The sequence below is a fragment of the Pseudomonas sp. ADAK13 genome, assembly GCF_012935715.1.
Lineage (GTDB): Bacteria > Pseudomonadota > Gammaproteobacteria > Pseudomonadales > Pseudomonadaceae > Aquipseudomonas.
On record NZ_CP052860.1, the window covers coordinates 6,979,208 to 7,001,735 of the forward strand.

19 protein-coding genes are annotated in these 22,528 nt (G+C 62.7%); 13 read left to right on the forward strand and 6 right to left on the reverse strand.

The genetic code is table 11. The features are described from left to right. Window positions 1–7: 7 nt before the first annotated feature. The 3 genes from HKK54_RS32170 to HKK54_RS32180 all read right to left on the reverse strand — a co-directional run bounded on the left by HKK54_RS32170 (window position 8) and on the right by HKK54_RS32180 (window position 2,139). Window positions 8–802, reverse strand: coding sequence for an ABC transporter permease (locus HKK54_RS32170; RefSeq protein ID WP_169389089.1), 795 nt, complete (start codon window positions 800–802; stop codon window positions 8–10). Then, window positions 799–1,476 (reverse strand): ABC transporter ATP-binding protein, encoded by a 678-nt coding sequence (locus HKK54_RS32175; protein ID WP_169389090.1) that lies wholly within the window; start codon window positions 1,474–1,476, stop codon window positions 799–801. The genes HKK54_RS32170 and HKK54_RS32175 overlap by 4 nt, the downstream gene beginning before the upstream one ends. A gap of 198 nt (window positions 1,477–1,674) precedes the next feature. Then, on the reverse strand, window positions 1,675–2,139 hold the full coding sequence (locus HKK54_RS32180) for a metallophosphoesterase family protein (protein ID WP_169389091.1): 465 nt from the start codon (window positions 2,137–2,139) through the stop codon (window positions 1,675–1,677). A gap of 193 nt (window positions 2,140–2,332) precedes the next feature. Here HKK54_RS32180 and HKK54_RS32185 point away from each other — a divergent pair, with 193 nt between their 5' ends. After that, window positions 2,333–3,538, forward strand: a complete 1,206-nt coding sequence (locus HKK54_RS32185; protein WP_169389092.1) for a DUF1835 domain-containing protein — start codon at window positions 2,333–2,335, stop codon at window positions 3,536–3,538. Here HKK54_RS32185 and HKK54_RS32190 read toward each other — a convergent pair. After that, window positions 3,535–4,476, reverse strand: coding sequence for a LysR family transcriptional regulator (locus tag HKK54_RS32190; protein WP_169389093.1), 942 nt, complete (start codon window positions 4,474–4,476; stop codon window positions 3,535–3,537). The two genes, HKK54_RS32185 and HKK54_RS32190, sit on opposite strands and share 4 nt — an antisense overlap. Window positions 4,477–4,574: 98 nt before the next feature. Between HKK54_RS32190 and HKK54_RS32195 the strand changes: the two genes are divergently transcribed. The 12 genes from HKK54_RS32195 (at window position 4,575) to HKK54_RS32250 (ending at window position 20,112) form a co-directional block, all read left to right on the forward strand. After that, a complete protein-coding gene (locus HKK54_RS32195; RefSeq protein WP_169389094.1) occupies window positions 4,575–5,792 on the forward strand; it encodes an MFS transporter in 1,218 nt (405 codons plus the stop codon). 119 nt (window positions 5,793–5,911) lie between these two features. Further along, a complete protein-coding gene (locus tag HKK54_RS32200) occupies window positions 5,912–6,832 on the forward strand; it encodes an ABC transporter substrate-binding protein (protein WP_010167111.1) in 921 nt (306 codons plus the stop codon). Next, on the forward strand, window positions 6,829–7,947 hold the full coding sequence (locus HKK54_RS32205) for a phosphotransferase (RefSeq protein WP_169389095.1): 1,119 nt from the start codon (window positions 6,829–6,831) through the stop codon (window positions 7,945–7,947). Before HKK54_RS32200 ends, HKK54_RS32205 begins: the two co-directional genes overlap by 4 nt. Further along, entirely contained in the window at window positions 7,944–8,816 is an 873-nt protein-coding gene (locus tag HKK54_RS32210) for a sulfurtransferase (RefSeq protein WP_169389096.1), read from the forward strand. The genes HKK54_RS32205 and HKK54_RS32210 overlap by 4 nt, the downstream gene beginning before the upstream one ends. A 126-nt stretch (window positions 8,817–8,942) precedes the next feature. Further along, on the forward strand, window positions 8,943–11,090 hold the full coding sequence (locus tag HKK54_RS32215) for a TonB-dependent siderophore receptor (RefSeq protein WP_169389097.1): 2,148 nt from the start codon (window positions 8,943–8,945) through the stop codon (window positions 11,088–11,090). Between the two features lie 12 nt (window positions 11,091–11,102). Beyond that, window positions 11,103–11,939: a 5'-nucleotidase, lipoprotein e(P4) family gene (locus tag HKK54_RS32220; protein WP_010167104.1), complete on the forward strand. Its 837-nt coding sequence runs from the start codon at window positions 11,103–11,105 to the stop codon at window positions 11,937–11,939. Window positions 11,940–11,954: 15 nt separating this feature from the next. Next, window positions 11,955–12,536: a nicotinamide riboside transporter PnuC gene (pnuC, locus tag HKK54_RS32225; RefSeq protein WP_010167102.1), complete on the forward strand. Its 582-nt coding sequence runs from the start codon at window positions 11,955–11,957 to the stop codon at window positions 12,534–12,536. Between the two features lie 139 nt (window positions 12,537–12,675). After that, window positions 12,676–13,494, forward strand: a complete 819-nt coding sequence (locus HKK54_RS32230) for an ABC transporter substrate-binding protein (RefSeq protein WP_010167100.1) — start codon at window positions 12,676–12,678, stop codon at window positions 13,492–13,494. Then, the gene (locus HKK54_RS32235; RefSeq protein ID WP_010167098.1) at window positions 13,491–14,321 is read left to right on the forward strand and encodes an amino acid ABC transporter permease; all 831 of its coding nucleotides are present in this window, start codon (window positions 13,491–13,493) and stop codon (window positions 14,319–14,321) included. The genes HKK54_RS32230 and HKK54_RS32235 overlap by 4 nt, the downstream gene beginning before the upstream one ends. 25 nt (window positions 14,322–14,346) lie before the next feature. Beyond that, window positions 14,347–15,720: an LLM class flavin-dependent oxidoreductase gene (locus HKK54_RS32240; RefSeq protein ID WP_169389098.1), complete on the forward strand. Its 1,374-nt coding sequence runs from the start codon at window positions 14,347–14,349 to the stop codon at window positions 15,718–15,720. Between the two features lie 82 nt (window positions 15,721–15,802). Next, entirely contained in the window at window positions 15,803–16,534 is a 732-nt protein-coding gene (locus HKK54_RS32245) for a UTRA domain-containing protein (protein WP_010167094.1), read from the forward strand. A 107-nt stretch (window positions 16,535–16,641) separates the two neighbouring features. Continuing rightward, the gene (locus HKK54_RS32250) at window positions 16,642–20,112 is read left to right on the forward strand and encodes a hypothetical protein (RefSeq protein ID WP_169389099.1); all 3,471 of its coding nucleotides are present in this window, start codon (window positions 16,642–16,644) and stop codon (window positions 20,110–20,112) included. A 475-nt stretch (window positions 20,113–20,587) separates the two neighbouring features. On the opposite strand, the gene HKK54_RS32255 is transcribed toward HKK54_RS32250, so the two are convergent. Together HKK54_RS32255 and HKK54_RS32260 are read right to left on the reverse strand one after the other, a co-directional pair. Continuing rightward, window positions 20,588–21,046: an REP-associated tyrosine transposase gene (locus tag HKK54_RS32255; RefSeq protein ID WP_010167089.1), complete on the reverse strand. Its 459-nt coding sequence runs from the start codon at window positions 21,044–21,046 to the stop codon at window positions 20,588–20,590. Between the two features lie 435 nt (window positions 21,047–21,481). Next, window positions 21,482–22,528, reverse strand: a complete 1,047-nt coding sequence (locus HKK54_RS32260) for an EscU/YscU/HrcU family type III secretion system export apparatus switch protein (RefSeq protein ID WP_169389100.1) — start codon at window positions 22,526–22,528, stop codon at window positions 21,482–21,484.

Consider the following 22,528-nt stretch of genomic DNA (forward strand, 5'->3'; position numbering starts at 1 on the left):
ACCCAACTCACACCCGCTCTTCAAGCCGATAACGCAAAAACCGATGCCCCGGAGAAAACAACCGCCGGTAGGTGAGCAATACCGCACCTACCGTGCCCAACGCCGACGACGCGGCGATCAAAAACATGATCACGATCTGGTACCGCACCGCGTCCACCGGGCTTTCCCCAGCCAGCACCTGGCCGGTCATCATCCCCGGCAGGCTGACAATCCCTACCACCGTCATCTGGTTCAGGGTCGGGATCATCCCGGCCCGCACGGCCTGGCGAATCGAGTCCTGGGCCGCTTCCCAACGTGAGCCACCCAGGGCCAGGATCATCTCGATGGTGTTGCGCCCCGAGGTCAGTTCCTGGGTCATGCGCTCAATCCCCAGGGACACGCCGGTGAGGGTATTGCCGAGAATCATGCCGAGGATCGGGATCGCATACTGCGGCTCGTACCACGGGTGAATCCGGATGATCGCGAACAGGCCGATGGCCGTCACCAGCCACGAACTGCCCCACACCGACACGATGCTGTCGGCCCGCTGGCCGGCGTAGGTACGCTTGCCGCGACCGGCAGCCGAGAGGCCGGCGATCAGGGTCATCAGGCACATCAGCGGCAGCACCACGTACCAGTAGGCGAATTCGAAGACCCAGCCCAACAGGTAACCGATTGCCAGCAACTGCACCACCGTGCGCACGGCGGCCCAGAACAGTTGGCGTTCCAGGCCCAGGCGCAACAGCAGTGACAGCGCGCCGTTGATCAGGATCAGCGAGGCGGCGATGGCCATGTCCAGGGCCGTCAGGTCGTGATAGTTCATGGCTGCACGGCCCTCTTCAGCACGCCGGCGTCCATGTGCAGGCGGGTGGTGCTCATGCGTTGCGCCTGCTCAAGGTCGTGGGACACCCAGACATAGGCGTGGTCTTTGTCCGCTTCGGCCCAGGCGTTGATCAACGCCTCGACTTCCCGGGATGAGGCCGGGTCGAGGGCGGCGGTGGGTTCGTCCAGCAACAGCACATCGGGATTGAGTTGCAGGGTGCGGATCAGCGACACCACCTGGGACTCGCCGCCGGATAAATCCCCGGCATTTTTTGCCAGGAAGCCCGGCTCTTTTCCTGCGTGGGCCAGCAGCGCATTGACCGCCTGCGGGTCGAAACTCAGGTGATGCAAGGCCTTGAGGCCGTAGGGGAAACGCAGATTGTCTTCCACGCTGCCCTCGATCAGCGCCGGACGCTGGGAAAGGTAGCTGATGCGGCTGCGGTACTGCGGGATCTGCACGTTGGCGATGGGTTGCCCATTCCAGAGGATATCCCCGGAGGTGGGTGCATCGAGCAGGGCCAGCGCCCGCAGGAACACACTTTTGCCGGAGCCGGATGACCCGGTGATGGAGAGGCGGTCGGCGCGGTGCAACTGGAAGTTCGTCGGGTGCAGCAGTTGGAGCTGGCGGCGCTCGTCCATCCGCGTGAGCGCCCGGGTTTCGACTAATACGCTCATGGAGTTGAAATCCTTACCTCTGGTTTATACACAATGGCCAAGCAGGATAAGCAACCCTGTGGCGAGGGGGCTTGTCCCCCGCTGGGCTGCGAAGCGGCCCCAATAAGGCAACTCCGGTACACCTGAAAAAACTCGCTGAATTTGCTGGGGTTGCTTCGCAACCCAACGGGGGACAAGCCCCCTCGCCACAGGTGTTCTTCAGCGCTTGGGCTCCAGCGACACCAGGCGCGGCTTGATGGATTTCTCGCGCACCTCAAGCAACGCCAGGGTCACCGGCAATTTGAAACGCCGCCGCCCTGCACTGCCGGGGTTCAGATACAGCCGCTCGCCGTGCCACTCGATCAATGGCGTGTGGGAATGGCCGGTGATCACCAGCCTGATGCCCGGATCAAGCGCCTTCGGTACATCGGCAATGTCATGCACCAGCAGCGCCCGCCAGCCATTCAGGTCGAAATCCAACCGATCAGCCAGATGCTCTGCCCAGGCCGCGTCGAGGTCGTTATTGCCGCGCACCACATGCAACGGTGCAATCGAGGCCAGCAGCTCAAGAATTTCCGGGCTGCCGATATCCCCGGCGTGAACAATCTGCTCGCACCCCTCCAGGGCGGCCAGGGCCTCGGCGCGGAGCAGGCCGTGGGTATCGGAAATCACACCAACTTTCATGAACGTCTCCTGTGCACGACACCGGCGCTGTCCGCCGGGCGGCTTGCAATCCAACAGTGCACTGCCTATATTTCCCGCCTGGCGTCATCTACGCCACCATCCGCGGAAAGGGCTGCGCCCAAGACCTTGACTGAATATCACATTTCTACGACTCCCAACCTTAAAGCGGACAAGGTTTGTGCAAGGAGATCGTATGTCGCAATCATTCTCGTCCACCAACGGCCGTATCAACCTTGAGCAGCAACGCAAGCGCGCCAAGGAGCTTTTGCAGCGCCTGAAAAACGCCGATACCGCCGCAACCCCGACCTTGTCCGAGGCTCAATGGCTGATCGCCAAGGAACTCGGTTTCCCCAGTTGGCCCAAGCTCAAGGCCCACGTCGATGCGGTGGATTTTGCCGCCCGCCATCCAGGTTTCGACGCCAGCGATGAAGCCCGCACCACCCACTGGCGCTGCGGCAATGACATCGCCCACAGCCTGGGCTTGGCGGGGTTCAAGGGCCGCTTCCGGATGCTGATTGACCCATTGTGCATGGGCCCTGTCCAGGACCTGCCAGCCGACCAATACCAGGCCATACGCAGCCGCTACATCAGCCAGGTGTTTGCCATGGATGAGGCCGAAGTGGCGCGCCGGCACGCGGACGAATACACCCATCTTGGACAACTTGGCAGCGCCGGGCACAGCGTGTTGTGGTGTGAGGCGGATGCGTACGATCAGTTGTTCCTGATTCGCGCATTGGCGGGGCTTGAGCGCCTGCCTGAAAAGCTTGAGTTGATCGAAGTCGACCGTATCCCCGGCGTGCAGCGTTTTATCGGCATCGGCCAACTGGCACCCGACGTATTGGCGTGGTTGTGGCCGCAGCGCCGGCAGGTCGACGAGGACATGCTGCAACTGGCGCGACAGGCCTGGCTGGCGTATTGCGACAGCTCGCCGGTCAAACTCGCGGAACTGGCCCGGGGCAACCACCCATCCCTGCCCTTCCTGGCCCCGGCGTTGCGCCGGCAGTTGCAGGAATTGCCGGGGACGCGGGACGGTTTATCACTGACCGAACGCCTGGCCCTGCACTACGTGGACGAGGCCGGGCCCGTGCCGTTTGGCAGGGTGTTTGCCGAGTTGATGGCCAAGCGTGAGCCGCTGCCGTACCTGGGGGACATGATGTTTCATGCGCTGATGCGGCCGTTGATTGATGGCGATAATCCGCTGTTGATAGAGTCCGAGGCTCAATTGCCATGGCCTCAACGGGTGTTGGCATTGACTGCGCTGGGTCGCCAGGTTCTGAACGGGAAGGCTTACTGGCCGGATCATGCCACCCGGGAACGCTGGATCGGCGGCACCTGCATCAGCCCAGGTAAACCTCACTGGATGATTGACGAGCATCTGGTTCCCGCCTGGCGCAACTAAAGGCGCGGCGCCTCTATGTCGCGCAACAGCTCGTCTGTTGCGTGACCGAAGCGCTCGACCAAAAAATCCAGCAGCACACGCACACGGGGCGAGCGGTAGTGAGTGCCGTGCAACAACGCATACACACCCGCCTCACGCACGCTGAACTCCGACAACAGGACCTTCAGCCGGCCCTCACGAATATCGTCAGCCGCATCCCAAATGGTCTTGCGCGCAATGCCATGGCCGGCCAGCGCCCAGGCGCGCGCGAGGGCGCCGTCGTTGGTTTCCCAGGCCTGCTCCATCGCCACCGTATGGTCCCGGGCCTGGCCATCCACCCTGAAGTGAAACGTGTTCAGCGGCCCCGCCCCGGTCACCAGCACGATGAACTGATGCCGAGCGAGGTCCGCCGGCGTTTGCGGTTCGCCGTGCCGCGCCAGGTAGTCAGGCGAGGCACACAGCACGCGCCAATTGGGCGCCAGGTGTCGCGCAACCAGCGAGCTGTCACGCAGGGCACCAAAGCGGATGGCGAGGTCCACATCGTCCTGCACCAGGTTCGACATGGAGTCGGACAACGTCAACGCCACCTTCACCTGCGGATGCTGGCGGCTGAAGGCTTCAAGCCAGTCATTCAGCAGATGCCGGCCAAAATCCGCCGACGCAGAAATTCGCACCTTGCCACGCACCTCTTGCTGGCTGGCTTGAAGCCCTGCCTCGGCCTCATCAATCGCCGCCAACGCAATCGCACACTGCTGCAGGTAAAACCGGCCTTCGTCAGTCAAGCGCAACTGGCGGGTGGTGCGTTCGAACAGTTTGGTACGCAGTGCCGCTTCAAGCTTGATCAGCCGTGCGCTGGCGGCAGCAGGCGACAACGCCAGCTTGCGCCCGGCAGCCGTGAGACTGCCCAAGGCTGCCGCCTCGACGAACAAACGCATATCACCCAATCGGTCTGTGGCCATTTCAATTCAGATTTGAAAGTTCATCAAATGGTAGGCCAATTATCAATTTCTCTACAAGCCACCACACTCGCGTCCTTGCCTTCCAACGAGTACAGGTCATGACCGACATCGACGCGCTATCGGCAGCCGAAATGGCTACCCCTCCCCCGGCTGAACGGCTTCCGCTGATCGCCCTGCTGGCGCTGACCCTCAGCAGCTTTATTGCCACCGCCAATGAAACCATGCCCGCCGGCCTGCTACCCCAGATCGCCCAAGCCTTCAATGTGTCGCAAGCCTGGGCCGGCCAATGGGTAACCTTCTGCGCGCTGGGCTCGGGGCTGGCGGCTATTCCATTGACACTGGCCCTGCAGGGCTGGCGCCGTCGGCGTGTGCTGTTGTTGGCTGTCGGCGTGTTTTTTGTGTGCAATGCCGTGACCGCGCTATCGCCCTGGTTCGGCCTGACCCTGGCGGCGCGCCTGGTGGTGGGCCTCGCCACCGGACTGGCCTGGAGCCTGCTGGCGGGTTATGCCCGGCGCATGGCACCACGCCCGTTGCAAGGACGCGCGATGGCCGTGGCCATGCTCGGCATTCCCCTGGCGCTGGCCGTGGGCGTACCGCTGGGGGCGTGGCTCGGCAAGCTGTCGGGCTGGCGCAGTGTGTTCGGGATACTCTCGGCGGCCAGCCTGATGCTCATGCTGTGGATACGCGTGAACGTGCCCGACTATCCCGGGCAAAAAGCCGACCGACGCCTGCCTCTGTCGACGGTTGTGCAAACACCCGGCGTGCGGCCTGTGCTGCTGGTGGTCATGCTCTGGATCATGGCCCATTACATTCTCTACACCTACATCGCGGCGTTCCTGGCGTCTGTCGGTCTGGGCGAGCATGTGGACGCCGCCTTACTGATTTTCGGCCTCGCCGCACTGCTTGGCATCTGGCTCACCGGTGTGTTGATTGATCGCTGGCTGCGGCGGCTGGTCCTGCTCAGTCTCGTCGCGTTTGCTCTGGTAACGCTTACGCTCGGGCTCGGCCGTTTACCCGTCGTCCTCACCTGTATCGCCACCGCCGTATGGGGGTTGAGCTTTGGTGGGGCACCGACCTTGCTGCAGACCGCCCTGGCGGAAACGGCTGGGGACGGTGCCGATGTGGCGCAGTCGATGCTGGTGACTGCATTCAACCTGGCATTTGCCGGCAGTGGAGTGATTGGCGGCGTGGTACTGGCAACTCACGGACCCGCGTGGTTTCCGTGGCTGTTACTGGCGTTGCTGATGCCCGCCCTGTGGATTGCCCAGCGCTGGATGCACTCACCCAACACTGAATCGGCGCTGCCACGTGCATAGTGCGATGCCTGTGTTCAACGTTTAGGGCATATCCATAGCAATAAACGATATTGGTATATACCAGATTGCTCCCTTATAAATCGCCCCCATCACAAGACTGCAAGCTGGAGTAGCAAGCGATGGTGTCGGTAAAGGTAATGCTGGAGTACTTTCATCCCTGGCCGAATTCGGCGGGTTTGTACCTGGCGCGGGAACGCGGTTGGTACGCCGAGCTGGGCCTGGATGTGGAGTTGGTGGTGCACGATCCCTATCGTGGCGACACCCTTGAACACCTGCTGACCGGCGCAGCGGACTTCGGCATTTTCCCGAGCAACCGGCTGCTGGTCCGGCGCGGCCTGGGGCAAGCGCTGCAAGGCATCGCGGCGATCAATCATGCGGGGCTAGAGTCGATTCAAACCCTGACCGACTCCGGTATCCAGCGTCCTCGGGACCTGGTGGGCAAGCGCCTGGCGCTCAATCCCACACCACGGGGTTTGGCGATGGTGCGCCATCTGGTGAGCAACGACGGTGGCGATCCCGATGGCGTGATCCTGGTGGACAGCGGTGTGCGTGAGCTACGCCCCGAGCAGTTGGCCGAAGGCATCGCCGACGCCAGTTTCGGTGGCTACTGGGCCTGGGAAGCCCTGATGCACAGCCCTATCGAGGCCGAGCGCCGGGTGGTGTTGCCGGTGGATGAGATCGGTGCACCGGCGTATCACAGCTACCTGTTGGGCGCCCACGAACGGACCCTCGTCGAGCGGCCCGAGTGCGTACGTGATTTCCTCGCGGCCACTGCCCGGGGCTATCTCGCCGTGGCCGAGGAGCCGGCGATTGCGCTGGCGGCCTACGAGCACACTACGCCATATTTCCCGGCGGAATTGCTCAGCGCGTCCCTGCATAAAATAGCCCCGACCTGGCTGCATGACGGCCGCTGGGGCGAGCAACGCCAGGCGCTGCTCAAGCCTTACGCCGAGTGGCTGCACGAGCACGCGGTGCTCGACAATCCCCAAGTGTGGCAAGGGGCAACCAGCAACGCCTATCTGCCCGGAGCGGCGGCATGAACCCACAACGCACGGCCCATGGCCTGGGGCTTGATCCGGTGGCTGCCGACTGGCCAGCGCTGCACGAAGCGGATATCCGGCACCTGCTGCGCGAGTACCCGCACCTCGGGCAACTGCGCAGTTTGCATTGGCACAGCCCGCGACCGTTTTCCGCTGCCGGGCTGATCACTACCCGCAGCGCGACCCTGTTCGTCAAACGGCATCACCAACAGGTGCGGCAAGCGGCGTGGCTGGAAGAAGAACACCGCCTGATCGCTCACCTGCATCGCCAGGGCGCGCCGGTTGCCGCAGTGGTGCCCAACCGCCAGGGGGCGACGGCCACGACGCAGGGCGAATGGACCTACGAGATTCATCGTGTCGCCGAGGGCCTGGACCTGTACCGGGATGCGCTGTCGTGGTCGCCGTTCCAGACGACCGAACACGCCCTGGCGGCCGGCGTTGCCCTGGCTCAACTGCACCACGCGGCCGAAGGTTACACCGCGCCTCGCCGCCAAACCCAAGTGCTGCTGGCCAACGCCCGGTTGATCGAACAACCCGCGCCACTGGCCGCGATCGCCAGCACCCCGGCACTCACCGAGTACCTGGCCGACAAGGATTGGCACGCACGACTCACCGAGCTGCTGTTGCCCTGGCACGCACCGTTGCAACCCTTGCTGCAACAGCAACCGGCGCTCTGGACCCACAACGACTGGCACGCCTCGAACCTGCTATGGAATGAAGACGGCAGCGTGTCCAGCGTGCTGGATTTCGGCCTCGCCGACCGCACTTTCGCGCTCTACGACCTAGCCACCGCCATCGAACGCAACGCCGTGCCCTGGCTGGACCTGGACAGCGGTGGCCCGGCCATCGCGGACCTCGACAGCGTCGACGCACTGCTTGCCGGCTACCACCAAATCCGGCCACTGAGCGCGCAAGACCTGCACACCCTGAGCGCCCTGCTGCCGTTGGTGCATGTGGATTTCGCCCTGTCCGAGGTCGCGTACTACCACGGCGTGGTGGGTTCTACCAGCAGCGCCGACGTGGCCTATCACGCCTACCTGCTGGGCCATTTGCAGTGGTTTGCCGGGGCCCAGGGGCAACGCTTGCTCGGTCATATCCGGCGCAAATCCGTATGAGCATCCTGGTCGATACCGATTGGCTGCATGCCCGCCTCGGGGAGCCAGGGCTGGTGATACTGGACGCTACCGTGGTGCTGCCGTCGCCGCGTTTTGACGGTGATTACCGGGTCGCCAGTGGCCAAGCCGGCTGGCTGCAGGCGCATATCCCCGGCGCACGGCATGCCGATTTGATAACCGATTTGGCCGATGTTCACGCGAGCTACAGCTTTGCCCTGCCCACACCGGAAACATTCGTTCAGGCGCTGGCAAATCTGGGCGCAGGCGCCGGCAGCAACGTGGTGATCTACGACCGCGCCGACGGTTTCTGGGCCGCGCGCCTGTGGTGGATGTTGCGCGGGCTGGGCATTGATGCGTCGGTGCTGGACGGTGGTTTCAACGCCTGGCAACGGGCGGGCTTACCGCAGCACAGCGGGCAGCCGGCAACAACCAGCGCCGTCGAACCCTGGCCAATTCACGCCTATGCGCCACTGTGGATCGACCGCGCAGGCGTTGAAGCGGTGGTCGCAGGGGACTCACCCGGCGTACTGGTCTGCGCATTGGGCGCCGCCTTGTTCGAAGGCACTGCACCCACTCGCTACGCCCGACGCGGGCACATCCCCGGCAGCCACAACCTGCCGGCGCGCACGCTGTTTGATGCCCAGGGTCGCTACCTGCCCAAGGACGCCCTGGCCCTGGCCATCGGACCCACGCTGCTGCACAGCGACGGTCCATTGATGCTCTATTGCGGCGGCGGAATTTCCGCGGCGGCCAACGCCCTGGCCCTGACCCTGCTGGGTCGCCAGGACATCGCACTCTACGACGGCTCGCTCCAGGAATGGGCCGCCGATGCACGCCTACCAATGACTACCGGAGCAGCTCCGGCCTGACGTCCTTTGTGGCGACCCCGGCTTTTTAATTTCGTACTGGCAACCTGTCCGTTGCGCAGCGCTGGGCCCTTTTGCGCCCGATAAAGCGTGATGTGCCAGCGGGCAGGCCCTTGGAGCGCTCCTTTTATGGCAACACCGTACCGTCACACCCTGCTCGCCCTGAGCATCACCCTCGCCGCCACGGCCACCCACGCCCAGGACGCGACCCTGGACACCGTCACCGTAGTCGGTGAACAGGCCACCGACTATCAGGCCAAAAAAGCCGCCGTCGCCGGCTTCGATAACGCGCCGTTGCTGGACACCCCGGCGTCAGTGGCGGTGATCACCGAAGGCCGCCTGAAGGACCAGCAAGCCCGCCTGCTGAGCGAGGTGTTGAAGAACGACGCCTCGGTCGGCGACAGCTACGCACCGGTGGGTTACTACGAAAATTTCGTGGTGCGCGGCTTCTCGTTGAACCCGGCCAGCAGCTACAAGATCAACGGCCGCACCATCACCGGCGAACAGAACGTCGCACTGGAAAACAAGCAGCAGGTGGAAGTGCTCAAGGGCCTGTCCGGGCTGCAAAGCGGCGTGTCGGAGCCCGGCGGCCTGGTGAACTACGTGAGCAAGCGCCCGGAGAATGTGCGCTCGGTGACCGTGTCCACCAACGAACACGGCGAGCGCTACCTGGCCACCGACGTCGGCGGCTGGCTCGGCGCCGAACAGCAAGTGGGCGTGCGGGTCAACCTGGCCCACGAAGACATCCGCTCCTACGTCGACCACGCTGACGGCCAGCGGGATTTTGCGTCCCTGGCCCTCGACTGGAACATCAGCCCCAACGCCCTGCTGCAACTGAACGCCGAGTACCAGAACCGCGAGCAACGCTCGGTGCCCGGTTATCAATTGCTCGGCGGCACCACCGTACCCCACAACGTGTCCCCACGGGACTTGCTGGGCTACCAGAGCTGGTCGAATCCGGTGGGCATCAAGTCGCTGAACCTCGACGGCCTGTTCGAATACCGCTTCAACGAGGCCTGGAAAGCCAGCTTCAGCGCCTCCCGCAGCCGCGTGGTGATCGACGACTACAGCACCTTCGCCTGGGGCTGCTACGGCGCCGCCAGTTGCGCCAACACCGCAGTGCCCAACCACTTCAGCGCCGAGGGCGACTACGACATCTCGGACTACCGCAGCCCCGACGACACCCGCAGCAACGAAGAAGCCCAGGCCGCGCTCAATGGCCAGTTCGACACCGGGTTTCTCAAGCATGACCTGACCTTCGGCACCACTGCGTTCCGCCGCCTGGTGGACCGTCGCCAGTCGGTCAACGAGTACATCGGCGAAGGCAACATCTACGAAAAACCCCCGGTGCTTGAACCCTACCAGGGGCCGCTGGGCCATACCTACCGGCGCCTGGACAGCCGCCAATACGGGCTGTTCGCCAGCGACCGCATCAGCTTCAACGAGCAGTGGCAAACCATCCTCGGCGGGCGCCAGGTGCGCCTCGACGAAGAAACCTACGACCAGGCCGGCGACACCACCCGCCATACCCAGCGCAGCGTGTTCCTGCCTCAAGTGGCGCTGATCTACAAGCCGCGCCCGGACACGACCCTGTATGCCAGCTACAGCAAGGGCCTGTCCCTGGGCGGTACGGCTGCGTGGTTCAGCAGCAACGCCGATGAGGTATTGCCGCCGACTACTTCGCGCCAGCTGGAAGTGGGGATCAAGCGCGACTTCCAGCGCCTGAGCCTGACCGCCGCACTGTTCCAGATCACCCAGGACCTGCAATACAACCGGCCCAACGATGACGGCACCCTCACCTTTGTGCAGCAAGGCAAGCAGAAGAACGTGGGTCTGGAACTCTCCGCCAACGGCCGAGTGACCGATAACCTGCAAGTGTCGGCCAGCGTCGCGGCGATTCGCGCCCGGGTCAGTGGCAGCGGCACCGACGACTACGACGGCCACCAGGCGATCAACGTGCCCAAGCTGCGCGCCAGCCTGCACGGCGACTACAGCATTCCCGGGATCAAGGGCCTGGCCCTGCTCGGCGGGGTGCAATACAGCGGCAGCAAGTACGCAAACCGCGAGGCCAGCGTGAAGGTCGACGACTATGCGGTGTTCGATGTGGGTGGTCGCTACAGCACCAAAGTCGGTGATTACGATACTGTGCTGCGCCTGACCGTCGACAACCTGTTCGACAAACGCTACTGGCGCGATGTGGGTGAATCGGCGGGCGATGGCTACCTGTTCCTGGGCGCGCCACGCACCGCGCGGTTATCCGCCACCGTCAATTTTTGAGGCTGACTGTTCATGCGTAATCTGATTTTTGCCAGTGTGTGCCTGCTCTCGACTGCCCTGGTCGGCTGCCAGCAGCAACCGCCCGCCAACGACCAACTGGATGCGGTGCTGTGGACCCAGACCTCGATCGAGCACGAGCTGATTTACCGCCAGGTATTCGCCAACGCCACCCGGCAACTGGACGTGGCCCTCAACACCCCGGACTGGGACGCCCTGCCCTTGCCCCCGCGCAACCTCTCCGGTTTGCCGCCGGCGGTGATTGTCGACATCGACGAAACCGTGCTCGACAACATCCCGCTGAATGCCCGGGACGTCGTCAATAACCAGGTCTACTCCTACGACCGCTGGAACACCTGGGTCGACCAGGCCAAGGCCCAGGCGCTGCCCGGCGCCGTCGCGTTCCTGCAGGCGGCCAAGCACAAAGGCATCACGGTGTACTACATCACCAACCGTGAGCAAAGCCAGGTCCAGGCCACCGTCAACAACCTGCGCCTGCGGGGCTTTCCGGTAGACAGCGACCAGCAGGTACTGGCCGCCGGCACCCCGATTGGCGGCTGCGAACAGGCCGGCTACGGCAAGAACTGCCGCCGCCAATGGGTCGCCCAACACGCCCGCGTGCTGATCCTGGCCGGCGACTCCCTGGGGGATTTCGTGCAGGCCGAACACAACACCCTGGAGGCCCAGCGCAAGGCCGCCGAACCCTACCTTGGCTGGCTCGGCCAACGCTGGTTCGTGCTGCCCAACCCGACCTACGGCAACTGGTACAGCGCGCCGTATGGCGATCAGGAAAAACTGCCCTTTGAACGCAAGCGCCAGCTCAAGCAACAGGCGCTGCACCTGCAAAATTGACCCTGGGGGAACCGTATGACGCCGCTGGAAATAGTCGCTGTAATCTTCAATATCGCCGGGGTGTGGCTCACCGCCCGACGGGTGCGCTGGTGCTGGCCGGTCAGTGTGGTCGCGGTGTTGTTGTACGGCTGGATCTTCTTCGACGTGAAGCTGTATTCCGACATGCTCCTGCAACTGGTCTTCGCCGTATTGCAGGGCTACGGCTGGTGGCGCTGGAGCACCGGGCGCATCGACGCGGGCAAGGTGCGGGTCGAGCGTCTGCCAGTCCAGGAAGCCTGGCGTCATTTATTCGCAGGTGTGATCGGCGCCCTGCTGCTGGGCGCCGCCATGCACCACTTCACCGATGCCGCATTGCCGTGGCTGGACTCGCTGCTGACTGCCTTCAGCCTGGTGGCCAGCCTGTGGGCGGCGCGCAAGTACGTGGTGAGTTGGTGGCTGTGGATCGTGCTGGATACGGTCTACGTGGGACTGTTTGTGTACAAGGACTTGCAATTGACCGCCGCGTTGTATGCCGGGTTTGTGGTGCTGGCGGCGTATGGGCTGGTGTCCTGGCAGCGTGATTTGCGCCAACAGGAACAGCAACTTTCAGTTGCTTGAACACGGTGTTTGTTTCCCAACTGTTGCCAGGCCAACAGTTGGGAAAACATATAACTAAAACAGCGCCTTACAGTACATAAAATCATTAAACATAAAGCCCTTATCGCGTTTAAATATAAAAAATCCCATGGGTATATTTATGAATTTACGTACTGTCGTGACCTTGGGCCTGGCCCTGTTAGTGGCCAGCCCGGCGGTGTTCGCCGGGGCAACGCTGGATCGCATCACGCAATCCAGACAGTTGGTTGGCGTGCTGATGGAGAACTATCCGCCCTTCTCTTTTCTCAATGAACAAAACCAGCTGGATGGCTTCGACGTCGACGTGGCCAAAGCCGTGGCTGACAAACTTGGCGTCACCCTGAAGTTGGAAACACCCTCTTGGGAAGTGATCGCCGCTGGCCGCTGGCAGGGCCGTTATGACGTGTGCATCTGCTCCATGACCCCAAGTGCCGCCCGTGGCCAAGTGTTCAATTTTCCTGTCGAGTATTACGCCTCACCGGCGGTCATCGTGGTCAACGCCGATGAATCTTCCATCCACTCGGCCAGTGACCTTTCCGGGAAAAAAGTCGGCGTCGGCAGCGCCTCGACCTACGAGGCCTACCTGAACAAAGACCTGGTGATCGAAGGCGCCAACACGCCAATCGAATACCCGTTCAGCCAGATTCAAGCCGTGCCTTACGACAATGAAATCGTGGCCTTCCAGGACTTGGCGCTCGGCACCGGCAAACGCCTGGACGCAATGCTCACCAACCTGGTGACCGCCAATGAGCGCATCAAGCATGACCCACGCTTCAAGGTCGTCGGCAAACAGCTGTACAGCGAGCCCAACGTGGTCGCCACCGAAAAAGGCGACCCCCAATGGGACGCGAGGCTGACCCAAGTACTGGCCGACCTTAAAAGCGACGGCACGCTGACGAAGATCTCCCAGAAATGGATTGGCGCAGACATCACCCAATGAGCGTCTTCCCCACCCCGCCCTCTGTGGTGAAACCGCCGCCCGTCAAACGCCAGTGGTTGCCCTTCCAGGTACGCCTGTGGCTAACCTGGGGCGTGATGCTGTGCCTGTTCGCCGGGCTGTTCATGAGCTTCGACCTGCAGTTTGCGATCGTCGCGGCCAAGTGGCAGAACCTGGTGGGCCTGCACCTGTCGCCCAACGGCTTTCTGCAGGGTGCGGCGCTGACGCTGTTCCTGTGTTTCTGCTCGATCTGGCTGTCCCTGGCCCTGGGGTTTGCGACGGCCCTGGCGCGCTTGTCGAACAGCGCGGTGGCGTTCGGGATTGCCAGTTTTTACGCCTCGTTCTTTCGCGGCACGCCGCTGCTGATCCAGATTTTGCTGATCTACCTCGGCCTGCCCCAGTTGGGCGTAGTGCCGGGCGCCATCAGCGCCGGGATCATTGCGCTGTCGTTGAACTACGGGGCGTACCTGAGCGAGATCTTTCGCGCCGGCATCATCGGAGTGTCCCAGGGCCAACGTAATGCTGCGGCGGCACTGGGCATGGGCCCGGCGGTGACGTTCTGGCAGATCGTGCTGCCCCAGGCGATGCGCACCATCATTCCACCGACCACCAGCCAGTTCATTTCGATGCTCAAGGACTCATCGCTGGTCTCGGTCATGGGCGTCTGGGAAGTGATGTTCCTCGCGCAGTCCTACGGCCGCTCCTCATACCGCTATATCGAAATGCTCACCACCGCTGCCGTCATCTACTGGCTGCTCTCCATTGGCCTGGAACTGATCCAGGCACGCCTGGAGCGGCACTACGGCAAGGCCTACCTTCACGGGCGATAACCGCTTTTTACCTGCAGGAAGCACCATGTCTGATCCAACCCCGTTGTTATTCGGCCTGTACGAACAAGCCAGTGTCGGCTGCGGCGGCGCGCCCAGCCTGTGGACTCACCCGGCGGATGAACGCCTGAGCATCAACACCCTCAAGTACTGGTCGAACCTGGCCCGCACGGCAGATGAAGCCAACCTCGACCTGATGTTCTTCGGCGATGTGCTGGGCTTCTACGATGTGTTTGGCGGGTCCGAAGCGGCGGCGTTGAAATGGGCGGTGGAAGCGCCGGCCAACGACCCGCTGACGATCATTCCCGCACTGGTGGCCCTGACCGAAAAGCTCGCCTTTGGCGTCACGGTCAGCACCACCTACGAACACCCATTCACCCACGCCCGGCGCTTCAGCACCCTGGACCATTTGTCCGATGGGCGTATCGGCTGGAATATCGTCACCTCTTACCTGTCCAGCGCCGCACGCAATTTCGGCCTGGAGCAGATGATCAAGCACGACGACCGTTACGAACGCGCCGAAGAGTTTCTCGACGTGGTGTACAAGCTCTGGGAAGGCAGTTGGGCCGATGACGCGGTGCTCGCCGACAAACTCGCACGCACCTATGCCGATGGCGCGCGTGTTCGACCGATCCAGCATGCCGGCGACCATTACCGGGTGGCTGGCCCGCACCTCACGTCACCCTCGCCGCAACGCACGCCGCTGCTGATCCAGGCGGGTTGGTCGGGCCGTGGCCGGCAGTTCGCGGCCAAACATGCAGAGCTGGTGTTTATCGCCAAATCCAACCCACTGGAGATACGCCAGGGGCTGGAAGATATCTGGCGCCAGGCCGAGGCCCGCGGGCGCAGGCAGCAAGACGTCAAATCCCTGACCGTGTTGCGCATCGTCACGGCCCCCACCGCCATCGAAGCACAAAAGAAATACGAGACCCTGCAAAGCAACTATCACCTGCAGGCGCAGTTGGTGAGCTACGCGGGCGACACCGGTATCGATATCAGCCGCTACGCCGACAGCGAAGCACTGTCCACCCACACCGAGGGCATGACCTCCTACGTGATGAAACCCGATGGCAGCGGCAAACCGCTGACCGCCGGCGAGGTCAAGCAACGCTTCGCCAACGTGACGCGGGGCAGCGACCTGATCCTGGTGGGCACGCCGGAGCAGGTGGCGGAAAAAATCGAGGAACACGCCAGAATTTCCGGCACCAGCGGCTACATGCTCAACCCGTTGATCAGCCCCGGCTCGCTGAATGACTTTGTCGAACTGGTGATCCCGGCCCTGCAAAAACGTGGGCTGTATCGCACCACGCCGCAGACCGGCACCCTGCGTTCGCGGCTCAGCGCCGAGGGCAGTGACCGCTTGCCAGCCTCGGCCCATGGGGCTTCGTTCCGCTTTGAGTAAGGTGCTCGTGGGCACTGCGTGACCTGCGCCAACAGGAACGGTAGAGTCACGCCCACGTCATGCCTGCACACGGAACCCCAGGATGCCTTTCGACCCGATTTCACCGCACTACCAGCGCATTCGCGAACAAATCGCCAATGATATTGCGGCGGGTGTGCCCCAGGCCGATGAGAAATTCCCGTCCGAACGGGAGATGATCGAGCGCTTCGGCTGTACCCGGGTCACCTTGCGCCAGGCTTTGCAGCAGTTGGAAGCGGAAGGCCTGGTGTACCGGGAAAACCGTCGCGGCTGGTTTGTCAGCCCCCGGCGTATCCGCTATGACCCGACGCGCATCAGCGGTTTTATGGATTACGTAAGTGCCCAGGGCCGTACGCCCCGCACCGAATGCCTGCACGCAGAGCTGCGCCCGGCGGGCGACTGGCTGGCCAGGCGGATGGGCCTCGCCTCGGCGGATGAGCCGGTGTTTTTCCTGCAACGGCGGCGCTGGATTGACCGGCGGCCGGTGCTGCTGGAGTTCAACGCGCTGCTGGCAAGCTGGTGCCCGGGGCTGCTGGAGGCCGACTTGAATACCTCGCTGACCCAACTGCTGCGGGAGCGGTTTTCCCGAGTGCAATCGCGGTGTGAGCTGGAGATGCACATTGGCACGGTGAATGAAGAACAGGCGGAGTTGCTGCAATTGTCGCAGGGGTCCACCAGCGTGTACCTGGAACGCTTGAACTTTGGCGAGGATGACCAGCCGGTGGAGTTCGACCAGGAGTTCTGGCGCCCGGATGCGTTGTCGGTCGTGATGGAGACGCGCTACCCAGGGACGTGAATTTCACACCTGTGAAAGCTTGTGACTTGTTGCCAATAAACCCGTTTTCACCCGCTGCCAGCCCCTAATATCGAGTCCTCGTGCGCCCCATCACATGGACTGAACCGATGATCACCCGCCCCGAAAAACCCGCCTTGCCCCGCGTCGATCAACCCAAAGCGCCCGAGCGCGTTTTCGACGCCGTCCTGAACAAAGCCAAAATCCTTGCCAGTACCGGGCCGGGCGACAAAACCGTCAAGCCCGAGGACTACAAGGAAGTCACCGCCCTCCCGGCCAAACTCGACATCGACAAGCTCAAGGTCATTTCCGAAGACAAAGACGCCGGGGTGATCTACTTCGAACAGGACGGCGCCAAATACAAGATCAGCGCCGAGGGTGCGGCCAACGCCCAGGACGGTTTCGATGTGTTGAAAAACCTGCGCTTCGGCCATGCCGTGGCCCCCGTCAACCAGGGCGGCCCCGACGAAGGCACCCCGCTGTACACCTTCCTCCAGACCCTGGCCGAAACCCAGGGCACCCCGGCCGGCAAGGCCATTGTCGAAAGCCTGAAGAACCCCGATCAGCAACTGCTGCGCGAAGACGGCGACAGCGTACGCCTGGCCAATATCAAATCCGTGGGCAAGGCTGAAGATGGCATCCTCAAGGTCAGCCTGGAAAACGGCAAGACCCTGGTCATCTCCGAACAGCTCACGCCCCAGGCGTTCAGTACCTACACCCAGGCCGGGGTGACCAAGCAGGCCCTCAATGAGGGCAAGGCCAAGGGCTATGAGGAAGTCACCAGCCTGCCAGGAGACCTTGATTTCAGCCAGTTGAAAGTCGTGTCCGAAGACAGCAGCGCCGGGGTGATCCTGTTCGAACATCAGGGCCACAAGTACGCGATCAGCAAGTCCGAAGCCGACCTGCCGCAACCCGGCGCCGACCTCAGCAACCCGAACCCAAACGCCGGCGGCACCTTCTACAACTTCCTGCATGCCGTGCACGCCAGTGAAGGCTCGCAAGCCTTCGACTACATCAAGAACGCCCAGTCCCTGCCCGGCCAGGAACTGCTGCGCAAGGACGAGGCCAGCCTGAAGCTGGGCGACATCAGCAAGGTCGACGCGCCCATGGACGGCATCCTGGTGGTCAACCAGGCCGACGGCAAATTGCTGGTGGTGTCCAAAGACATCACCCCCGAGGCCTTTGCCGCCTACACCACCAAGGGTCAAACCCTGGCCGGCATCGAAAAAGCCAAGAGCGACGGCTACACCCTCGCAGGCCCGGACGCTTACCTGGCCTCTACCGAAGACATCATGAGCGTCGGCGGCGCCGGGGATTATGGCCCGGGGCTGATCGCCTTCACCCAGCACAAGCCCGGCGGCAGCGAAGAGAAGATCGTGGTGTCGGAAGACAGCAACCCGCAGATGTTCGAACAGATTTCCGGCTACCGCAGCGACATCGCCGCGCAAACCACCGACGTCGACAAGCTGCGCACCGACAACGGCCTGCCGCCCCTCAAGGATGTCTCCGTCGACAACCTGACCACCACCGAGAAAGATGACAGCGGCAACCCGCTGTCGGTGCAGGACCTGTCGATGAAGACCCTGGTGGACAGCTACCGCGCCGGGGTCAAGGACGGCAGCATCGGCAAGGACGACCCGCGCGCCAAGTTCCTGCGGGCGGTGGAAGCCCGGAGCATGGCCGACAACGGCATGTCGATCATTCCCGAGCACGGGTTCGGCAACCAGGGCATCGCCACCACGCCCATCGACGTGACCTCGCGGGACGTACGCGACAACATCTTCGACACCAAGGCCATCGACCAGACCATCAACGACCTGCTCGGCGACTCGACCATCCAGCACGACATCAAGGCCAACCACGACGCGGCGCTGGGCAAGGTCGACGGCGGCCAGGCCAAGGTCGATGAGACCAGGCAGAAGCTGATCGACAGCACCTCCTCGGAGAACTTCACCAAATACATCAAGTCCCTGCAGGACAGCGGCAAGACCGAACTGGCCACCCAGGAGATCCAGACCGCCTACACCGCGCTGGCCGACATCGACCCGGCCAAGGCCGACAGCTTCCTGCAAAACCTGCAAATCGACGGCTATACCGACGCCGTTGAAAAGCTGATGGACGACCCGACCAAGATCTCTGACGACAACACTGCGTTGGCCACCACCGATAACACCATGGCGATCCTGTCGATGCTCAAGGGCAGCGCCGACGGCCTGCCGCGCCAGGCGCTGGGGGTGTATTCGAAGTTCGTCGACCAGCTGCTCAAGGACAAAAACGCCGCCGCCGACTTCGGCAAGGCGATGATTTCCCTCGGCGACACCTGGCAGAAAAATGGCGTGATCAGCTTCAGCGACATCGACAAGGCCGTGAGCAAGGAGATCATGCCCGGCCTCAGCGAAGAGAACCGCAGCGCGTTCGTGAAGAACCTCAACTTCCTCAAGGACAACGGCGTACTCGGCTCGGTGGGCGGCGCAATCGGCATGGGCCGTATCGTTTACCAACTCGCCGGGCAAGGCGGCAAGCTGGCGGATACGCCGATGAAGCGCCTGGGCATCGCCAACGACTTCCTCGGCTTCCTGGGCACCGGCTCGCACTTCGCCACGCTGGGCTTGAAGGTCTACGACAAATTGCGCGGCACCAACGCCTACAAACTGATGGGCTTCGACCGCTCCCTGCCCGACCTCTGGGCCAAGCCCGGCGAGGGTTACCACGCGCTGCCCAAGGACGCCGAGGCGGTGCAGAAGAAGTACTTCGAGATCGTCGACCAGGCCATGGATGACGGCAAGGACGTGGGCAAGGCCCTCAACAGCGGCGGCTGGAGTGACGAAGGCGCGAAGAAGGTCCAGGAAGGCATCGAAAAAGGCATCGCCAGCCGGGGCGGCGTTGCCGGTGCGGGGTTTGGCGCGAAGTTCGCCAGCAGCGCGATCAAGGTGATCGGCATGGCCACCGACGTGGCGGGCGGCGTGATCAGCGTGGTGCAGGCGGCGTTTACCCTGCGTGATGGTGTGCGCGAGAAAGACCCGGTGAAAATCGCCTCCGGCTCACTGTCCATGGCCGGTGGCGTCAGCAGCCTGGTGGGCGCGGCAGGCGGCGTGCTGGGCACCCTGGGGGTGACCGGGCGAATCATTCCGTTCCTGGGGCCGGTGGGCTTCTTGATCTCCGGCGCGTTGTCGTTTGTCGGGGCGATCCTGAGCACGGTGCAGTCCCACAAACTGCACAAGATCTCGATGCAGAACTGGAACCAGATCCAGGACTTCAAGCAGGACGGGTTGCTCAAGCCCAACGGTGATGAGGCGTATGTGTGGTTGCAGACGTACCTGTCCGACTGGGGCCAGCGGGATGCGCCACAGGACCAGAGTATTTTTGATTTCCGCAAGGAAGAGTGGGATGCACGCTCGAGCATTCGCGGGGGCGACCATCGACGGGACCATCCGGACTTTATCGGCGACGGGAACAACCGCAATTCAGAGGACTACAAGTACTCGCTGAAACCGTCGGAATGGACCAATGAGAACCACGACATTATCTGGCGGGTGGGGGATGGGTATGGGGGTGAGTATCATGATGTGGATAAGCCCTGACTTAACCTCCTGACACCCGGAAGATCGAATGTCCCAGTGGGCTTTCTTTGGTGAGCCTGGCTTTCGTTGGTGAGCCGCTATTCTGTGGTGAGCCTGGCTTTCTGGGTGAGCCGCTTTTCTGTGGTGAGCGGGCTTGCCCCGCGCTGGGCTGCGAAGCGGCCCTATCAAGAACACCACGTCTTTCCAGGCAAATTGGGGCGTCAGGTTTTGGGGCTGCTTCGCAGCCCAGCGCGGGGCAAGCCCGCTCACCACAGAAAGCCAGGCTCACCACAGAAAGCCCTCCTCACCAAAGAAAGCCAGGCTCACCACAGAAAGCCCTCCTCACCACAGAAAGCCAGGCTCACCACAGAAAGCCCCCTCACCACAGAAAGCCAGGCTCACCACAGAAAGCCCCCTCATCAAAGAAAGCCCAGCTCACCACGGAAAGCCAGGCTCACCACAACAGCGCCACCAACCACACGCCTAATCCCAAGCATCAGATCCAGCAGGCATCCCAAAGCGAATAGTCGCCTACATGCTCAACCAACCCGGCGCGCAGCGGATTAGCGATGATATAGCGAGCCATTTTGCGAATGTCATCCTCTGCCCGCACAGCCCTATCGTGATAACCCGGCTGCCACACCCGCTCTTTGCTGTGACGGCGCTGATTGATGGTTAACGTGCTGCGGGATTTGGTACGGCGCACTACATCGGCCAACGTTTGTTGCTTCAGCTCGAATAACCAATGGATATGATCAGGCATGATCACCCAGGCCAGGGAGTCGACCAGCCCTGACTCTTGAGCCCGCCGGAACTCGGCAACCAGTAGACGGCCGAGGAACAAATCGTGGAACAGCCGCTGGCGGTGATGGACGACGATGGTGATGAGGTAGCTGCGCCCGGGCTCTGAGTAACGGCCCTGGCGCAAGCGATGAGATTGGGGGGTGGGGCGCATTCCATTGCTCCAGGAAAAGGTCCTAAAGAGCATTAACGCTAGCGTGTGGTTGCCAGTGAGCCAGTGGCACAAGGTGACTGGATATATCTGATGAGTGGGTTCATGGAACTGAGTGCCACCTCCCCTCTGTGGTAAGCAGGACTGTTGTGGTGGGCTGGGCTTTCTGTGGTGAGCGGGCTTTCTGTGGTGAGCGGGCTTGCCCCGCGCTGGGCTGCGAAGCGGCCCTATCAAGGACACCGCGTCTTGCCAGGCAAATTGAAGCGTCAGGTTTTGGGGCTGCTTCGCAGCCCAGCGCGGGGCAAGCCCGCTCACCACAGAAAGCCCACTCACCACAGAAAGCCCAGCTCACCACAGAAAGCCCGCTCACCACAGAAAGCCCAGATCACTATAGGAAGCCCGCTCACCACAACAGCCCATCAATGCAAGACGCAGCGATCAGATCAACCGCGCCGCCACCAGCCAGTCCGCCACCGCCTGGAACGACGCATCCGGCACCGGGTCTCCCGGTACGGTCTTCCTGGCAATCGCCTCCGCCAACCCCCTGTCCGGCGCCTGCGGTATGCCGAGGTCAAACGCTTCCTGCAACATCCCCAACGCTTCCTCCGGCGCCGCCCGGCATACCACCACCGGCACCGGCGTCTCGCCACGCACATAACGCACGCCAATCACCCAGCCATCGGTGGTGCCAATCATCATCGACGCCCGGCCCAGCCCCAGTTTGGTGGCCAACGCCTGCATCTCCTGGCGCTGGCGCCGCCGTTCGCTCTTGATCAGCGGGTCGCCATCAATGTCTTTGCGCTCGCGCTTGGTCTCGCTGCGGGTCATTTTCATGTCGCGGCCGAACAGCCAGCGCTGCATCAGCACGTCCACCCCGCCCACCAGGATGAAGGCCGCGAGCACGGTAAACACCAGAGGCTTGAGCACCAGGAAAAACGTCGACTCGATACACCCGGCGCCACACCGCGATGACTCCATCAGCGCCTGCAACGCATGCCGCCCCACCACGTAGAACGCCACGGCCAGCACATGCACCTTGATCAGGCCCTTGATGAACTCCACAAAGTTGCGCAGGGCAAACAGCTTCTTGAAGCCTTCCGCCGGGTTGATGCGCTTGAACTCGGGCTTGATCGGTTCCACGGAGAACACAAAGCCACGCATGGTGATGATATTGGTCAGGATCACCACCCCGGTGGTCACCGCCATCACCGGCAGGGTGATGCCGATCACCAGTTGCTCGGCATGGTCCAGCACCCGTGGCCACACGGTGGCGAAGGGTTCGATGTAGATCTGTGCGGTGAGGTCGATCAGTGCCGTGACCTGGGCCTGGGCCCGGGGCGCGAGGATGGAAATGCACAGGGTGCAAAACAGGATGACCATGCCCGAGACCAGGTCCTGGCTCTTGGCGACCTGGCCTTTTTTGCGCGCGTCCTTGAGTTTTTTGTCCGTGGCCGGCTGGGATTTTTCTTCGCTGGTATCGCCCAT

What these genes read in the sequence shown, in the direction of transcription:
- HKK54_RS32170 (WP_169389089.1), bottom strand. Translation starts at nt 802, where the DNA reads ATGAACTATCACGACCTGACGGCCCTGGACATGGCCATCGCCGCCTCG.
- HKK54_RS32175 (WP_169389090.1), bottom strand. Translation starts at nt 1,476, where the DNA reads ATGAGCGTATTAGTCGAAACCCGGGCGCTCACGCGGATGGACGAGCGC.
- HKK54_RS32180 (WP_169389091.1), bottom strand. Translation starts at nt 2,139, where the DNA reads ATGAAAGTTGGTGTGATTTCCGATACCCACGGCCTGCTCCGCGCCGAG.
- HKK54_RS32185 (WP_169389092.1), top strand. Translation starts at nt 2,333, where the DNA reads ATGTCGCAATCATTCTCGTCCACCAACGGCCGTATCAACCTTGAGCAG.
- HKK54_RS32190 (WP_169389093.1), bottom strand. Translation starts at nt 4,476, where the DNA reads ATGGCCACAGACCGATTGGGTGATATGCGTTTGTTCGTCGAGGCGGCA.
- HKK54_RS32195 (WP_169389094.1), top strand. Translation starts at nt 4,575, where the DNA reads ATGACCGACATCGACGCGCTATCGGCAGCCGAAATGGCTACCCCTCCC.
- HKK54_RS32200 (WP_010167111.1), top strand. Translation starts at nt 5,912, where the DNA reads ATGGTGTCGGTAAAGGTAATGCTGGAGTACTTTCATCCCTGGCCGAAT.
- HKK54_RS32205 (WP_169389095.1), top strand. Translation starts at nt 6,829, where the DNA reads ATGAACCCACAACGCACGGCCCATGGCCTGGGGCTTGATCCGGTGGCT.
- HKK54_RS32210 (WP_169389096.1), top strand. Translation starts at nt 7,944, where the DNA reads ATGAGCATCCTGGTCGATACCGATTGGCTGCATGCCCGCCTCGGGGAG.
- HKK54_RS32215 (WP_169389097.1), top strand. Translation starts at nt 8,943, where the DNA reads ATGGCAACACCGTACCGTCACACCCTGCTCGCCCTGAGCATCACCCTC.
- HKK54_RS32220 (WP_010167104.1), top strand. Translation starts at nt 11,103, where the DNA reads ATGCGTAATCTGATTTTTGCCAGTGTGTGCCTGCTCTCGACTGCCCTG.
- pnuC (WP_010167102.1), top strand. Translation starts at nt 11,955, where the DNA reads ATGACGCCGCTGGAAATAGTCGCTGTAATCTTCAATATCGCCGGGGTG.
- HKK54_RS32230 (WP_010167100.1), top strand. Translation starts at nt 12,676, where the DNA reads ATGAATTTACGTACTGTCGTGACCTTGGGCCTGGCCCTGTTAGTGGCC.
- HKK54_RS32235 (WP_010167098.1), top strand. Translation starts at nt 13,491, where the DNA reads ATGAGCGTCTTCCCCACCCCGCCCTCTGTGGTGAAACCGCCGCCCGTC.
- HKK54_RS32240 (WP_169389098.1), top strand. Translation starts at nt 14,347, where the DNA reads ATGTCTGATCCAACCCCGTTGTTATTCGGCCTGTACGAACAAGCCAGT.
- HKK54_RS32245 (WP_010167094.1), top strand. Translation starts at nt 15,803, where the DNA reads ATGCCTTTCGACCCGATTTCACCGCACTACCAGCGCATTCGCGAACAA.
- HKK54_RS32250 (WP_169389099.1), top strand. Translation starts at nt 16,642, where the DNA reads ATGATCACCCGCCCCGAAAAACCCGCCTTGCCCCGCGTCGATCAACCC.
- HKK54_RS32255 (WP_010167089.1), bottom strand. Translation starts at nt 21,046, where the DNA reads ATGCGCCCCACCCCCCAATCTCATCGCTTGCGCCAGGGCCGTTACTCA.
- HKK54_RS32260 (WP_169389100.1), bottom strand. Translation starts at nt 22,528, where the DNA reads ATGGGCGATACCAGCGAAGAAAAATCCCAGCCGGCCACGGACAAAAAA.